The organism is Pseudoalteromonas sp. T1lg122 (genome assembly GCF_002964825.1).
In the GTDB taxonomy this organism is placed as follows: Bacteria; Pseudomonadota; Gammaproteobacteria; order Enterobacterales; family Alteromonadaceae; genus Pseudoalteromonas; species Pseudoalteromonas gelatinilytica.
In genome coordinates this window covers 834577-850453 of the sequence record NZ_PQCG01000007.1, presented here as the reverse complement: position 1 = coordinate 850453, position 15877 = coordinate 834577, and the positions used below count along the sequence as shown (strand labels likewise).

Genomic DNA, 15877 nt, shown 5'->3' with positions numbered 1-15877 from the left:
TAGTGAAACGAAACAGCGCCGATGATAGTGTGGCATTTGCCATGTGAAAGTAGGACATCGCCAGGCTCCAAATTAGAGAAAGCCCGATTCGAAAGAGTCGGGCTTTTTTGCGTTTAGAGCTATCAGCTTTCAGCCGTCAGACGTCAGCTGAAATACAGAGATATCAGAGGTCAGATATTAGATGTTAGTTGAACTGCGGGGTTGTTTTGTACAGAGTCACCCTCAGCAACAAACCCCGTAGGAGGCACTTCAGTGCCGAATTCAGACCAGAACAAACACATTCACGGCTAAAGCCATTCCTACAAGTACACTTTGCCTAGAACCTAGAACCTAGAACCTAGAACCTAGAACCTAGAACCTAGAACCAGAGGAAGACGCAGCACAAAACAACCCCACCGCGCGGCTGATCGCTGACGGCTGAAAGCTGATAGCTCTGTGTTGGGTTTCGCTTCGCTCTACCCAACCTACACCAGAACTTAAAACTTTACTCTTTCAACTTTCCCCTCGCTAACTCCCAACTTGTAACTCACGAAGTTGCTCATCTGCCGTTCATTAAATTAACTTTGCTTTGTTTATGGCTTTGATTTAGGATCAAATCAGTTTAAAAGCAAGAACTAATGGCCTGTGTCTAGATTACTTATTTGTTTATTATTATTTTTTTCGAGTGCTTCAACCTTTGCTGTTGAGGTGACTAACCTATATCAAGATACTCTTAAAGTTGCAGACAAATCACGTGATGCTCGTTTGGCAGCAAGTCGTGAAGCGCTGCTAAATGTGTTGGTGAAAGTAAGTGGGGACACAAGCGCAGATCAAAACCCTGTAGCTAAAGAACGTACCCGCGACATTTCCGATTACATGCTCAAATTTGAATATGATGAAAAAGCAGATGGCAGTTTAAATCTAGTTGTTAAATTTGAAGCGAATAAAATTAATGCATTGATCAAAGATCTTGGCCTGCCTCTTTGGGGGACACGTCGTCCTTTAGTGGCTATCTGGTTAGCTATTGAAGATAACTGGCGCCGTGAACTGGTGACTCAAGAGTCATATCCGCAGCTTGAACAGCTTATATACGACAAAGCTGGCCGTCGTGGTTTACCTGTCGTTGTGCCACTGCTTGATTTAGAAGACCGTGCTATTGTTGGGATACCAGAAGTATGGGGTAATTTCTCTGAGCCGGTAGAGCGAGCGTCGAGTCGTTATAGTGCAGAGCGCAGTATTACTGCAAGAATGTATCAACAAGCTGATTCAGAAACCTGGATCCTTGATTGGCGTTTCACTAATGCTGAATTATTCGATACTAATCGTTTGATGGGTGATAAACAGCAAATTGTTGCAGATATGATTGATAGTCTAGCAGGTGGCTTAGCAGCAGAATATGCCATTGATCCAACGATGATTGGTCAACTTGCGACAGCAACCTTCTATCTAAAAGGTATCAATAACTTTGTTGATATTGAATTTGCTAAACGCCGTTTAGAGAGCTTAAGTGTTGTTACTCGTGCCGTAATATCTGTGCGTACACCCGATACCGTACAATTTACAGTAAATCACACAGGCAGCATGAACGACTTTAGAAAAGCGTTAGAACTTGATAGTGCCTTTAAAGCGTATCAAGACCCGCGTGATTTTTACCAAGTGGTCAATAAAGACGAGCTTGAATATCAGTGGCAGGGGCTTTAATCGCAGTGCAAGAACCAATGCAAATGGCATTGCCAGTTACTTTGCCAGATGATGAAACATTTACTTCTTATTTTGGTGGCGAAAACTCGCTTGAAGTGAGCCACCTTAAAGATGCGTTCACAAAGCTGAGTAACAAATTTCAATATACCTATTTATGCGGTTTAGGTGATTCAGGTAAATCGCATCTGTTGTACGCGACCTGTATTCACGCTCAAGAGCGCGGTTTATCAACTATGTTACTTTCAATGCGTGAAGTGATTGACTACGGTCCTGTGGTACTTGAAGGTCTCGAAAACCTTGACGTGTTATGTATTGATGACGTGCACTTGGTGGCAGGCAACGATGCATGGGAGAAAGGATTATTTAACTTTTTCAATCGCTTCAATGAGCCTGGCAAATACCTTGTGGTCACAGCTGATTTATTACCTGACATGCTACATATCAATTTACCTGACTTAGTTTCGCGTTTGAAATGGGGCACAACATTACAGATCCGTTCAATGAGCGATGATGACAAAGCCGAAGCGCTCGTACGCCGTGCTCATATGCGTGGCCTTGAATTGACGGATGAGTGTGCGCGCTTTTTATTAACGCGATTAAGCCGTGATATGCGTGCATTATTGGACGTTTTAGACAAACTTGACCACGCCTCAATGGCTGCACAAAGAAAATTAACAATTCCTTTTATAAAATCAACGTTAAAGCTTTAGTAGGGCTAGAATCTAGTCCTTGCTTTCAGTTATCATTAGCTATTACAAAATCCTTCTGTGAAAGACCAGGTACTCAATGAACTTAGAAAATATTTTAGCGCAAGCACTTGAGGCTGTTGCCAGTGCGAACGAAATCGCGCAATTAGAAGATATCAGGGTTAATTACCTTGGTAAAAAAGGTGAAATCACCAACTTACTTAAAACGCTAGGCAAGATTGCCCCTGAAGAGCGTAAAGAAGCGGGTCAAGTGATTAACCAAGCAAAACAAGAAGTACAAACAGCCATTAACGAAAAGCGTGAGTTACTAGCAAGTAAGGCTCTTGAAGAGAAGCTAGCGGCAGAAACGATCGACGTAACTTTACCGGGTCGTGTTATGCCAACAGGTGGCTTACACCCAGTAACTCGTACTATTGAACGTATTGAAAGCTTTTTTGGTGAGTTAGGTTTTGCGGTTAAGTCAGGTCCTGAAGTTGAAGATGATTTTCATAACTTCGATGCGCTAAATATTCCTGAGCACCATCCTGCACGTGCTGATCACGATACTTTCTATTTCAACCCTAAGCTTGTGTTACGTACACAAACAAGTGGTGTACAAATCCGTACGATGGAAACTGAGCAGCCACCACTGCGCATCATTTCTCCAGGTCGTGTTTATCGTAACGATTACGACCAAACACACACGCCAATGTTCCATCAAGTGGAAGGCTTAATGGTTGATACAGATGTAAGCTTCACTGAGTTAAAAGGTATTCTGCACGACTTCTTACGTAACTTCTTTGAAGAAGATATGGAAATTCGTTTCCGTCCTTCTTACTTCCCATTTACCGAGCCATCAGCTGAGGTTGATGTTATGGGTAAAAACGGCAAGTGGTTAGAGGTATTAGGCTGTGGCATGGTTCACCCTAACGTTCTTAAATCAGTGGGTATTGATCCAGAAAAATACACAGGCTTTGCATTCGGTATGGGTGTTGAGCGCTTGACGATGTTGCGTTATGGCGTAAATGACTTACGTGCATTTTTCGAAAACGATTTAAAATTCCTAAACCAGTTCCGTTAAGAGTGAAGATATAAAATGAAATTTAGTGAAAAGTGGTTAAGAGAGTGGGTTAACCCAGCAATCGACACACAGGCTCTTTCGGAACAGTTATCAATGGCTGGTCTTGAAGTTGACGGTGTTGAGCCTGCAGCGGCTGAGTTCACAGGCGTTGTTGTTGGTGAAGTGGTTGAGTGTGGTCAACACCCGGATGCTGATAAGTTACGTGTAACTAAAGTAAACGTAGGTGGTGATGAGCTACTTGATATCGTGTGTGGTGCACCTAACTGTCGCCAAGGCTTAAAAGTCGCTGTTGCGACTGTTGGCGCTGTATTACCTGGCGACTTCAAAATTAAAAAAGCAAAACTTCGTGGTCAACCTTCACACGGTATGCTGTGCGCATTCGTTGAATTAGGCATCAGCGAAGAAGGCGATGGCATCATGGAATTACCAAGTGATGCGCCAATCGGTACTGACTTACGCGAGTATTTAAACCTGGACGACAGTATTATTGATGTTGACTTAACACCAAACCGTGGTGACTGTTTAGGTATTAAAGGTCTAGCGCGTGAAGTGGGCGTACTGAATAGTATTGATGTTAATACACTTGAAATCGCACCTGTTGCGGCGACGATTGAAGACAAAGTATCAATTGAGCTTGTAAATGATGATGCGTGTCCTCGTTATTTAGGTCGTGTGATCAAAGGTATTAACCTTGATGCAGAAACACCACTTTGGATGGTAGAAAAACTTCGTCGCAGTGGCATTCGCTCAATTGACCCAGTTGTTGATGTTACAAACTACGTGTTATTAGAGCTTGGTCACCCAATGCACGCATTTGATTTAAATGCAATTGAAGGTGGCATTAAAGTACGTAGCGCGAATGCAGGTGAAGAAATCGTTCTTCTTGATGGCAACACTGCAAAACTTAACGAGTCTACACTTGTGATTGCTGATCACAACAAAGCGCTTGCTATTGCAGGTATTTTTGGTGGTGAAAAATCAGGTGTAACGGAATCAACGTCAGACATCTTATTAGAAAGCGCCTTCTTTAATCCAGTAGCGATTGCTGGCCAAGCACGTAGTTACGGTTTACACACCGATGCATCACACCGTTACGAGCGTGGTGTCGATTTTGCACTGCAAAAAGATGCAATGGAACGTGCGACAGCATTACTTCTTGAGATTGTTGGCGGTGATGCAGGCCCAGTTGTTGAAGCAGTCGCAACTGACAAGTTACCAAAAGTAACAGAAGTGCGTTTACGTCGTGAGCGTTTAGACCGTGTAATTGGCCATCACATTGATGATGCAAAAGTAACTGACATCCTAACGCGTTTAGGTTTAGACGTGAAAATTGTTGATGGTGTATGGAGTGCTGACGTACCTAGCTATCGCTTTGATATTCGTATCGAAGAAGACTTAATTGAAGAAGTTGCACGTGTTTACGGCTATAACAGCATTCCTAACGTTGCACCAACTGCTAAATTAAAAATGACTAACCATGACGAGTCACATGTTGCGGTCACTAAGTTCCGCAATACGCTTGTAACACGTGGTTACCAAGAAGCAATTACTTACAGCTTCGTTGATCCAAAAGCACAAGCAATTTTACACCCACAAAGTGATGCACTTGTATTGCCACACCCAATTTCGGTTGAAATGTCAGCAATGCGTGTAAGTTTAATGCCGGGTCTATTAGCGTCATTAGTTTACAATCAAAACCGTCAGCAACCACGTGTACGTTTATTTGAGCATGGCTTAAAATTCTTACGTGACGAGAATGCAGAAAACGGTGTAAACCAAGTTGCTGTTATCGGTGGTGTAATCTCTGGTCTTGCACACGGTGAACATTGGGTTCAAGAAAAGCGTAGCGTTGATTTTTATGACTTAAAAGGTGATGTTGAAGCACTTTTAGCAATTAGCAACGATACTGCACGCTTTGAGATAAAAGCAGAGCAGTCTGACGGCTTACACCCAGGTCAATCAGCGGTTATTTATGTTGATGGTAAAAAAGTTGGCTTCTTTGGTGCAGTGCACCCACAGGTGCAAAAGTCACTAGATATCAACAACACAGCATTTGTGTTTGAAATCGAAATGTCTGCACTAGAAAAAAGAAAATTACCAGAAGCGGTAGCAGTGTCGAAATTCCCGTCAAACCGCCGTGATATCGCGATTTTAGTGGAAGATCACGTAAAATCTGGCGATATTTTAAATGTCATAGAAAAAGTTGGCGGAAATCAATTGGTTGACCTAAACTTATTCGATGTGTATAAGGGCAAAGGTATTGAGCCAAATTATAAGAGTTTGGCGATTGCTCTAACACTGCAAGCGGTTGATAGAACGCTCGAAGAGAAAGATATCAATCAAGTAGTTGATAATGTGGTGGCCGCATTGGCCGAACAATTTAACGCATCGTTGAGGGACTAGATATGGCGCTTACTAAAGCCGACATAGCTGAACACCTATTTGAAAAACTCGGGATCAATAAAAAAGATGCCAAAGATTTAGTTGAAGCGTTTTTTGAAGAAATCCGCTCAGCGCTAGAAAAAGGCGAGCAGGTTAAGCTCTCTGGATTTGGTAACTTTGATCTTCGAGATAAGAAAGAACGTCCAGGCCGCAATCCGAAAACAGGTGAAGATATCCCTATTTCGGCACGCCGAGTAGTGACTTTTAGACCAGGTCAAAAGCTCAAGACTCGTGTAGAAGTTGGCACAAGCAAAGCAAAATAAGAAAAGGCAGCGTTAGCTGCCTTTTTTATTTTTTTAAAACATTACTTGCGAGTGGCTAGAATCCGCGCGGCGACACAAAAGTGCCAGCTTGGATACTGTCGTAAGTTTTTTGTGCTAAATCATCTAGGCTGTCTAGGCTCTTACCAATGGCAGCGAGTTGATGTTCGATAGGTAAAATATCGACATTTTCATACCCTGATAATTGTGCGACGCGTGCAAAAGTGTATGCGTGCTTATACTTTTCGTGTTTGTAAAATAAGCTGACCAGAGTTGGGTAGATCTCTGGATTCGGTGTTTCACCTGCTTTATTTAACTCGAGCGTTTTGTATAGCAAATCAATGGTTTTTTCATCATCAAACTTCACGTAGTAGCTTGCCAAGAAAAACTGCATTTCAGCATCTTCGGTCACCCGTTTATCTTGTTTTTCTTCAAGGGCGAGTAGTTTAGTTAACGCTGATTGGTCGTTATTACGTGACCAATGGTAATACAACAAACCTGGATGGTTTGTATTTTTGGTATCTTGAAAAATACGTGTCATTTCTTTAATGCTTGTTAAATGACCTTCAACGCGAGAGGTGGTTTTTTCTTTCAGTTTTATATGCTCAATCTTGGCCGCAAGCGACACACACTGATCGTATTTCTCGAAATCTTTTAATAATTGGTATTTGTTTTCGTCTGTTGGCGACTTATATTCAACATAACGTTGAATGATGACCTCGGCACGTTGCTCTTTACAGTGACTGTCTTTATTTAAATCACTACAGAAGCCAGGCGTTTCGTCGCACACTTTCGCTAGTGTAAGCGGATCTTCACAGCCTGCTAATGCCAATAAACCAAGCAACACGCTTGCTCTTAATAACATTCCTTAACCTCAACTTAATTTGTACTACTTTATTCTAGCGCAATGATTTGTTCTGTAACAGTGGAGAATCGTTCGAGTTTAAATTAGAATACCCCTGCCTGAGATGTGTTGCTCTCAAATCACAACACATTTTTTAAGGCTATCCGTTCAAAATTGTTTAATTAGGTAAAAAAAATGACCTCATCTCACGAGTTAGAATACACAAGCAGCTGGCAAGAACGTCAAGATTACGCAGAAAGTATGCAACCTATCATTGGTAGACTTTATCGTAATCGTGGTATCGAAATCGCTGTATATGGCCGTCCTCTCGTTAATGCCAGTACAATCGATATCATCAAAGCGCACAAAACAGTTGCTCAGTTTGAAGGTACAAAACTACGTTTACGTGAAAGCTTCCCTTTCTTAGAAGCGATTAGCAAAATGGAATTAAACTCAGCACGTATCGATATTGGTAAACTAGCGTATGGTTATTTGTTTACAGATGCTGCAAAAGGTCGTTCAGTTGAAGAATACTTAACTGACGAATTAGCAGAAATCGCAAACTCAGAGCGCAAAGAGCCACGTGATGTTGTGTTATACGGTTTCGGTCGTATCGGTCGTTTATTAGCACGTCTATTAATCGAAAAATCAGGTCCTTATGCAGACCTACGTTTACGTGCAATCGTTGTTCGTGGCGGTAAAGACGGTGACCTAGAAAAGCGTGCAAGCTTACTTCGTCGTGACTCTATCCACGGTCCATTCAATGGTTCTATCACAATTGATAAAGAGCGTAACGCAATTAAAGCTAACGGTAGCTATATTCAAGTTATCTACGCTAACTCTCCAAGCGAAGTAGATTACACAGCTTACGGCATCGAGAATGCACTTGTTGTTGATAACACAGGTATCTGGAAAGACGAAGCAGGTCTTGGTCAGCACTTAGAAGCAAAAGGCGCAGCAAAAGTATTATTAACTGCACCAGCTAAAGGCAACATCAAGAACATCGTATACGGTGTAAACAACCAAGATATCAAACCTGAAGATAAAATTGTCTGTGCAGCAAGCTGTACAACCAATGCTATTACCCCGACGTTAAAAGCACTTAACGATAAGTTTGGTATCAAGAATGGTCACGTTGAAACAGTTCACTCGTACACAAATGACCAAAACTTAATTGATAACTACCACAACGCTGAGCGCCGTGGTCGTGCTGCTGCACTTAACATGGTTATCACTTCAACGGGTGCTGCAAAAGCGGTTTCTAAAGCTTTACCTGAGCTTGAAGGTAAACTTACAGGTAACGCTATCCGTGTTCCTACACCAAACGTATCAATGGCAATCTTGAACTTAAACCTTGAAAAAGGCACTACAGTTGAAGAACTAAATGCGTTCTTACGTGAAACTGCACTTTACTCAGACCTTCGTGACCAAATCGATTACACAGCGTCTACTGAAATCGTATCGACTGACTTAGTGGGTAGCCGTTACGCAGGTGTTGTTGACTCACAAGCGACAATCGTAGATGACAACCGTGTTGTGCTTTATGTTTGGTACGATAACGAGTTTGGTTATAGCTGTCAGGTAGTACGTTGTATGCGTGACATGGCTGAAGTAACTTTCCCAAGCTTACCTCGCTAATAGCTAAAAAATAAACAATCTAGAAGCCAGCATTATGCTGGCTTTTTTAGTCGTGAAAGTTTTTGCAAATTTTCTTCATGTGGTAGGCTGTGCTACGTCTACACTAATTTACTAACAAAACGTTCTACCAAAGAGCGTTGACTTAATTCTTAACTAACAAGCGAATAGCTAAGAATTATTTTTAACCAATAGGTTTATAGAATGAAAATCACCAGCAATTTTGACAGTGGTAATATCAAGGTTATTGAAGCCGTTGATCCGCTGAATATTCAATTAGAAATTAATAAAGACAATCAGTCTGATTTTTTCCAGTGGTTTCACTTTCGTCTTGAAACAACGCCGTTTCAAAGCCATAAATTACACATTAATAACTTAGAAAACTCAGCATATCCTGATGGCTGGGAAGGTTATCACGCGGTTGCATCATACGACCGTCAAACTTGGTTCCGTGTGCCATCTGAGTATGCAAACGGCACGCTATCATTTGAAGTAGAGCCTGAGTGCGGCAGCATGTACTTTGCTTACTTTGCCCCATACAGCTACGACCGTCACTTAGATTTACTTGCATGGGCACAAAGCCAACATGCGTGTGAATTAGAAACATTAGGCGAAACCCTTGATGGTCGCGATATGAGTGTATTACGAGTGGGTATTCCTAGCAGTGACAAGAAAACAATCTGGATCACAGCGCGCCAACACCCAGGTGAAACAATGGCTGAGTGGTATGTTGAAGGTTTGCTTCATAAACTACTTGATGATGAAGATCCACATGCAGCAGCATTATTATCTAAAGCGGTATTCTACATTGTGCCAAACATGAACCCTGATGGCAGTGTGCGTGGTCACCTGCGCACGAATGCTAAAGGCGTTAACCTAAACCGTGAGTGGCAAACACCGAGCATGGAAAATAGCCCTGAAGTATTCCTAGTGCTAAATAAAATGCGTGAAACTGGCCTTGATATGCACCTAGACATTCATGGTGACGAAGCTATTCCTTATAACTTTGTTGCGGGCAGTGAAGGTATCCCGGGCTACGATGACCGCTTAAAAGAGTTAGAAGATAGCTTTAAAGCTGCGCTTTTAACAGTAACGCCAGAGTTCCAAGACGAGCACGGTTACCCTAAAGATGAACCGGGCCAGGCTAACCTAACTGTTGGTTCTTCTGCTGTCGCGCATGAGTTTAATGCATTAGCGTATACAGTAGAGATGCCATTTAAAGATAACGATGATTTACCAGACCCAGATTATGGTTGGTCAGATCGTCGCTCGTATCAATTTGGTCAAGATACGTTAGCGGCTATCGTTAACGTGGTTGATAAATTAAGATAACGAACCTTACGGGCATCAGCAAAACTGATGCCCGTAATTGTATCTGCTAACTGAAAAATGACGGTGCAGAGCAGGATGCATCGAATGTTAACTAGGTAGGTACATTTGTCATATTGAAAATTAACTGTTAACAAACTTGGTTGGTTTAAGTTAATATTCAATACGTTCAGCTGAGAGGTAATATAATTTTATATTTATTTCTCACAGTCATCATGTCGCGCATTCTCACAAGCTCACGCTGAGTATCGTAACTAACAATAAAAAATATAATCATAGAGGATATCCATGGAAGCTTTAGTAAGCGCCGTTAATGACATAATTTGGAGTAATGCACTCATTTATTTATGTCTAGGTGCAGGTCTGTTTTATTCCGTTTTAACCCGATTCGCGCAAGTTAGACATTTTAAAGAAATGTGTAAGTTATTGCTTAGCTCTAATAATTCAGATACGGGTATTTCTTCGTTCCAAGCGTTAGCTGTATCATTATCGGGCCGTGTTGGTGTAGGTAATATTGCTGGCGTTGCAGCAGCTATTGGCTTTGGTGGTCCGGGTGCAATTTTCTGGATGTGGGTAGTTGCGTTCTTAGGCGCAAGTACTGCGTATGCCGAGTCAACCCTTGGTCAAATTTATAAATCAGAAGAAGATGGTCAGTACCGAGGTGGTCCTGCTTATTACTTTGACCGTTGCTTACAGCAAAAGTGGTTAGCTGTATTATTTGCAGTATCAGCGATTATTGCCTGTGGTGTATTCCTGCCGGGTGTTCAAGCGAATGCAGTCGGTAATGCATTTACACAAGTTTTCGGTGAAGGCACTCTCGTTAGCACCAGCTTTGGTGAAGTAGGTAGCTTTAAGTTAGTTGCCCTTGCAATCATCTTAATTGTGCTAGCGTTTATTATCTTTGGTGGCATTAAGCGTATCGCAAACTTCACACAAATCGTGGTGCCATTTATGGCGCTAGGTTACATCGTATTAGCGTTAATTGTGGTGTTCTTAAACTTAGATAAAGTACCAGGTATCTTCTCAATGATTTTATCTGATGCATTCACAGCACAAGCAGGCTTTGGTGCTGCCATTGGCTGGGGTGTTAAACGTGGTATCTACTCAAACGAAGCTGGTCAAGGTACGGGCCCGCATGCAGCTGCAGCAGCTGAAGTTGATCACCCAGCACAGCAAGGCTTGGTGCAAGCGTTCTCTGTGTATGTTGATACTATTTTTGTGTGTACCGCAACGGCGCTAATGATTTTAATCACAAATCAATACAACATTGTGGGTGAATTACCTGCGGGTCAATTTATTGTGCAAAATGTTGATGCAGCAACAGAAGTAGGCTCAGCTGCTTTCACACAAATGGCGTTATTTAGCGTATTTGGTGGGTTTGGTGAAGCGTTTGTAGGTATTGCCTTATTCTTCTTCGCATTTACGACCATTCTTGCTTATTACTATATTGCAGAAACTAACGTTGCTTATTTGAACCGTTACTTCAAAGGTAATATTCCACTGGTTGCCGTGAAACTTGTGATCATGTTTATGGTGGCATACGGCATGGTAAATAGCTCTGGCTATATCTGGAACATTGGTGACATTGGCGTAGGTTTAATGGCATGGATCAATATTGTCGGTATATTAGCTATTTTCTTCGTCGCAAAACCAGCGCTTAACTGTTTACGTGATTACGAAGATCAAAAGAAAGCCGGTGGTGAAATTACTTTTGACCCAGTTAAATTAGGCATTAAAAATGCGACTTTCTGGGAAAAGCGTTTAGCTGAAAAGGCGAAAGAGAAACAATAAATCTGGTTTTTGTGTTTTTGTAGAGAATTTAGTTGTGCAGGTTTTCGAATCTTCACAATTGAGTGAAATTCAAATAAGACATCGACTCATAAAACAAGTACAATAAAGGGCGCCTAAAGGCGCCTTTTTTATGCGTAGTATGGAGAAAGATATGGCGATTATTAGTTGCCCGCAATGTGCAAAATCAATATCTGACAAACATAAACAATGTCCGCATTGTGAATGCCAAGTCACCGATCTAAGCAATGAGCAGTTGCAGCAAATGCAAAAAGAAACGCGTATTCGTAGACAACAAAAGTTTATGAATCAGTCTTTCCTCGCACTGATTTTATTTTTAGGGGGCTTTTTCTGTTTTTATTTTATGCACCCCGAAGCAAAATCTCCTGAGTGGTATGCCTATTCAGCGGCAATGGCAGTAGGTTTTGTGTGGTATATCATAAGCCGCATTTATTTAGTTGTTTTGAAAAAGAAAAAGTAACATGAATATTGATCACATCGTAAAAAATATCACCCCAGAAGTATTTGAACGTCTTCAGTATGGCGCCTCAACGGGTAAATGGCCCGATGGCACACCGTTAACTGACGAACAAAAACAACAAACCGTTCAACTCGTGATGCTTTACCAAGCTAAAGTTTCGCAAACCAATGAGCAGTTTACCATTGGCGCAAATGGTGAAATGGTGCAAAAGAGCAAAGCTCAATTGCAAAAAGAATTCGCATCAGAAAATGAAATAGCTAGGTTTAGTGAAAATGATCTTTAAACACCTGTTTACTCCGAAATGGAAGCACCCTAAAAGCCAAGTTCGTTTAGCCGCGGTTGAACGCCTTGATACAGAACGTGACCTTAGCATCTTAAATAGCATTGCCCTTGAAGATAGCTCAGCTGAGATCCGTAAAAAAGCCTTAAACAAAGTCAATGATCTTGTATTATGGTGGCAAGTTTATAAGCAAGACCAAGCACTTAAAGAAATTGCAGAGCAGCATATCAACCAAGCGGTTTTAAATACCGATAGCAAATTAGATGCAAATATCAAAAACGAGTTTATTGAGCGTTATGCGCCAGTAAAAACACTCGAAAAGCTAGCGTTTGCTGAAAAAGAAATTCAAGTTCGCGTTAAATTATTAAAGCGTTTAGCCAATCCAAGCCTAATTGATAAAGCCTTTAAAGAAGGCCGCGAAGAGCTGCAATTACAGCTTGTTGAGCTTGTTATTAACCACCAACTTGCAAAACCACTACTAAAACATGCGCAAGGTGAAGCACACACACAACTGGCGACTCACCTTGAGAATGAACGCTTAGCGATAGAAATGCCCGCCAAAGTAGAAGCAGATACACGCGTGGTATTGGCAAAGCTGAATGCGCTGCGTGATAAGCATGATTTTCAATTAGTATCGATGCAACATGCTGAATTATTACAGCAGTGGCAAGCTATCGAATTAAAGTGGCTGAGCGAAGAACAAGTCAGCACACTTGATAAAAAGTATTCAGCAATTACGCAAAAGCTTGAGTCTCATATTGCACAACTAAGCAAAGAGCATGAAGCTGCACAGCAAGTGTTAGCTGAGCAACAGCGTCAAGTATTAGCGCTTGCGAGCCTTGAAGCAATTGGTGAAGAAATAGAAAACGCTTTGCAATTAGGCTTAGAAACGCCGGAGCAAATTCAGCAAGATTGGCTTGAGGCTAAAGTTGCAGAGGCAAAAGATACGCTAGTAGAGGCTAACTTAACTGAAAATCAAAATGTCCGTGATGTAAAACAGCACTTAACAAATTTATTCAATCAAGTTGAACAGTTACCGCAGCTAGTTAGCGCGATTGCTGAGTTTAAAGAGGCATTTGATAAATTAAACACGGTGGCAACGTCTGAAGACGAAAACGAGTTTGATAGTCTAAAACAGCAGTTTGAACAACAACAAAAACTTGCACGTAAAAAGCTGGCAAGTATTCCTAATCGCTTACAAGGTCGCTTTAAAGCAAATTTAGCTGAAGCAGTAAATAGCTGGCAGCAAGCGATGGCACCGCTTACTAATAAGTTTGAGAAGAACCAACAAGCAGCGAAACGTAAAGGCCGTGATGTAAAACGTTTAATTGAGCAAGGTCGCTTTAATGTTGCATTTGGTGTATTCAAAGGCTTTGAAGAGTTATATGCCACGCTTACAGAGTATTACAAGCAGCCATTAACTAGCTTAAAAGCTGATTTAGAAACACAATTAGCAGAAGCAAAAGATTGGCAAAAATACGCATCAGCGCCAAAGCGTGATGCATTACTCGTGGAAGTAACTGAACTTGCTGCAACTGAGTGTACTGACCCTAAACAACGTGCTGAACAAGTTAAACAGTTACGTCGTCGTTGGAATGAATTAGGGCGTCTAGATACTGATGCAGAAAAGCAACAAGGCGAGTTATTCGATCAACACATTGAATTACTGTTTGCGCCGTGCCGCGAGTATTTTGCAGAGCAAGAGCAGCAACGTGAGCAAGCTAAAGCACAGCGTGTTGAAATAATCACGCAAATGCAGCAGCTTACTGAGCTAAATACTCAGTCTGACGAGTTCGATTGGAAGCAGTTTGAAAGTAAATTTAATCGAATTGCAAAGACATGGCGTTCAGCGGGTAATGTTGACCCTAAAACGTATCGTGAGCTGCAAGCACAATTCAAAGCTGCACAATCACAAGTACAATCTCAACTAATTGCATTTCATAAAGCAAATGCTGAACAAAAAGCAGCACTTGTTGAGCAAGCAACACTGTTATCGCAGAGCGATGATTTAGCGGCTGCATGCCAAGAGCTTAAAGCGCTTCAACAAACGTGGCAAACAATCGGCTTTGCTGGAATGAAGGCAGAAAACACCTTATGGCAGCAATTTAGACGTGTTAATGACGACACTTTTGCGAAGCGTAGCGCTGAGTTTGAACAGCAAAAGCAAGTTCAGCAGCAAAATGATGAAGTTGCAGCAGCGCAGTTAGCTGAGCTTGAATCTGCACTTGAGGTTGTCGTTCATCTTGCACAGCTTAAAGATTTAACAGTAAAGCTGGCAGAGCTTGAGTACTCAAAAGCGTTATCAGCGCGTGTAGCTCAGTTAGAGGCTGCGATTAGTGCAAAAACAGCGCTAATTAGCAAGCAAGCTGAGCAGTCTAAGTTAACGGCTTTATTTGCTGCTCTTGAGAGCGGCAGAGAACTGCCATCGCAGTTCCAAGCTTCATTAATAACTAATCTAAACGCTGCGCAGCTGTTAACTCGTATCGAAATTCTAGCGGGCGTTGAATCGGCCGATAGTCAGTTACGTATGACAGAGCAAGTTGCGATGTTAGATGATAAACACCGTGGCGAGCACGCAGATGTTTATTATTACTTAAAGCAATTACTTGCAGTCAGTGAGGGTTCAGTTTCAGCTGACACACTAGCAAGGCTTAAAGCAATATTTGCAATTTAACGAATAAAAACCGCTTTTTATAGCGGTTTTTTTCCGTGTGTTTTTGAGGAAAACAATGAGAATTTTATTACTACTTACCTGTTTATTTTTAGGGGCTTGTAAAAGTACAGATCAAGGGATGTCGGTGTACTCGTTTACCAATTCAGAAATTGAAGCAGCCCTTGCTGATCAATTACCAAAATTAAGTGAACAGATAAAATTGATGGGCTTACCTGTTGATTTTGCTGTAAACGACCTAAGTGTCAATGTTGGCCCAGATAAGCGTGACGTGGTGGTTTTAGGGGCTGATTCTAGTGCTGTTATTAAAGCTTTCGCACTTAAGTATCCAGTACGCTTAAAGCTGCAAATCGAAGGTAGCCCATTTTATGACAGCGAGAAAAAAGCAGTCTTTTTACGTAATGTAAAATTGGTTGATACAACAATCGACACCGCGGGTTTCAAGGGCAGCTTAAACTTATTAGATGATCAAGCAATGCAAGTGATTAACGGCTTTTTAGCGGTTAACCCCGTCTATAAGCTAAATATGAATGACCCTAAAGTCGCATTATTGAGCAAATTACCATTAGATATGAAAGTATCTCAGGGTGAAATTATCTTAGTGCCCACACTGTAAAACTCTTTGATATTTTAAAGCGGCTTCATGCCGCTTTTTTTGTAATTGCTTGTTAAGCAAATTTAACCTTGTCATAATTGCTCG

13 protein-coding genes are annotated in these 15877 nt (G+C 41.5%); 12 read left to right on the top strand and 1 reads right to left on the bottom strand.

All coding sequences use genetic code 11. The features are described from left to right. Positions 1–624: 624 nt before the first annotated feature. The 5 genes from C2M33_RS09390 (at position 625) to ihfA (ending at position 6152) form a co-directional block, all read left to right on the top strand. A complete protein-coding gene (locus tag C2M33_RS09390) occupies positions 625–1680 on the top strand; it encodes a DUF2066 domain-containing protein (protein WP_105174340.1) in 1056 nt (351 codons plus the stop codon). Next, complete coding sequence (gene hda, locus C2M33_RS09385) at positions 1680–2390, top strand: DnaA regulatory inactivator Hda (protein ID WP_171038282.1); 711 nt, start codon at positions 1680–1682, stop codon at positions 2388–2390. Before C2M33_RS09390 ends, hda begins: the two co-directional genes overlap by 1 nt. A 76-nt stretch (positions 2391–2466) precedes the next feature. After that, the gene (pheS, locus tag C2M33_RS09380) at positions 2467–3447 is read left to right on the top strand and encodes a phenylalanine--tRNA ligase subunit alpha (protein WP_062568835.1); all 981 of its coding nucleotides are present in this window, start codon (positions 2467–2469) and stop codon (positions 3445–3447) included. Between the two features lie 15 nt (positions 3448–3462). Continuing rightward, positions 3463–5850: a phenylalanine--tRNA ligase subunit beta gene (gene pheT, locus C2M33_RS09375; protein WP_105174339.1), complete on the top strand. Its 2388-nt coding sequence runs from the start codon at positions 3463–3465 to the stop codon at positions 5848–5850. A gap of 2 nt (positions 5851–5852) precedes the next feature. Next, positions 5853–6152: an integration host factor subunit alpha gene (ihfA, locus tag C2M33_RS09370; protein WP_002960690.1), complete on the top strand. Its 300-nt coding sequence runs from the start codon at positions 5853–5855 to the stop codon at positions 6150–6152. A 55-nt stretch (positions 6153–6207) separates the two neighbouring features. Here ihfA and C2M33_RS09365 read toward each other — a convergent pair whose 3' ends face one another. After that, positions 6208–7014: a DUF2989 domain-containing protein gene (locus C2M33_RS09365; RefSeq protein WP_105174338.1), complete on the bottom strand. Its 807-nt coding sequence runs from the start codon at positions 7012–7014 to the stop codon at positions 6208–6210. A 174-nt stretch (positions 7015–7188) separates the two neighbouring features. Between C2M33_RS09365 and C2M33_RS09360 the strand changes: the two genes are divergently transcribed. From C2M33_RS09360 to C2M33_RS09330, 7 genes are all read left to right on the top strand, one after another. After that, positions 7189–8631, top strand: coding sequence for a glyceraldehyde-3-phosphate dehydrogenase (locus tag C2M33_RS09360; RefSeq protein WP_063704524.1), 1443 nt, complete (start codon positions 7189–7191; stop codon positions 8629–8631). Positions 8632–8832: 201 nt separating this feature from the next. Then, complete coding sequence (locus tag C2M33_RS09355; protein ID WP_063704526.1) at positions 8833–9960, top strand: M14 family metallopeptidase; 1128 nt, start codon at positions 8833–8835, stop codon at positions 9958–9960. A gap of 285 nt (positions 9961–10245) precedes the next feature. Then, positions 10246–11748 (top strand): alanine/glycine:cation symporter family protein, encoded by a 1503-nt coding sequence (locus C2M33_RS09350; protein ID WP_063704528.1) that lies wholly within the window; start codon positions 10246–10248, stop codon positions 11746–11748. Positions 11749–11899: 151 nt separating this feature from the next. Then, on the top strand, positions 11900–12226 hold the full coding sequence (locus tag C2M33_RS09345; protein WP_063706116.1) for a hypothetical protein: 327 nt from the start codon (positions 11900–11902) through the stop codon (positions 12224–12226). Position 12227: 1 nt separating this feature from the next. Further along, positions 12228–12509: a YeaC family protein gene (locus tag C2M33_RS09340; protein ID WP_063704530.1), complete on the top strand. Its 282-nt coding sequence runs from the start codon at positions 12228–12230 to the stop codon at positions 12507–12509. Continuing rightward, a complete protein-coding gene (locus tag C2M33_RS09335; protein ID WP_063704532.1) occupies positions 12499–15180 on the top strand; it encodes a DUF349 domain-containing protein in 2682 nt (893 codons plus the stop codon). The genes C2M33_RS09340 and C2M33_RS09335 overlap by 11 nt, the downstream gene beginning before the upstream one ends. Positions 15181–15235: 55 nt before the next feature. Next, positions 15236–15793 (top strand): DUF1439 domain-containing protein, encoded by a 558-nt coding sequence (locus C2M33_RS09330; RefSeq protein WP_063704534.1) that lies wholly within the window; start codon positions 15236–15238, stop codon positions 15791–15793. Positions 15794–15877: the final 84 nt, after the last annotated feature.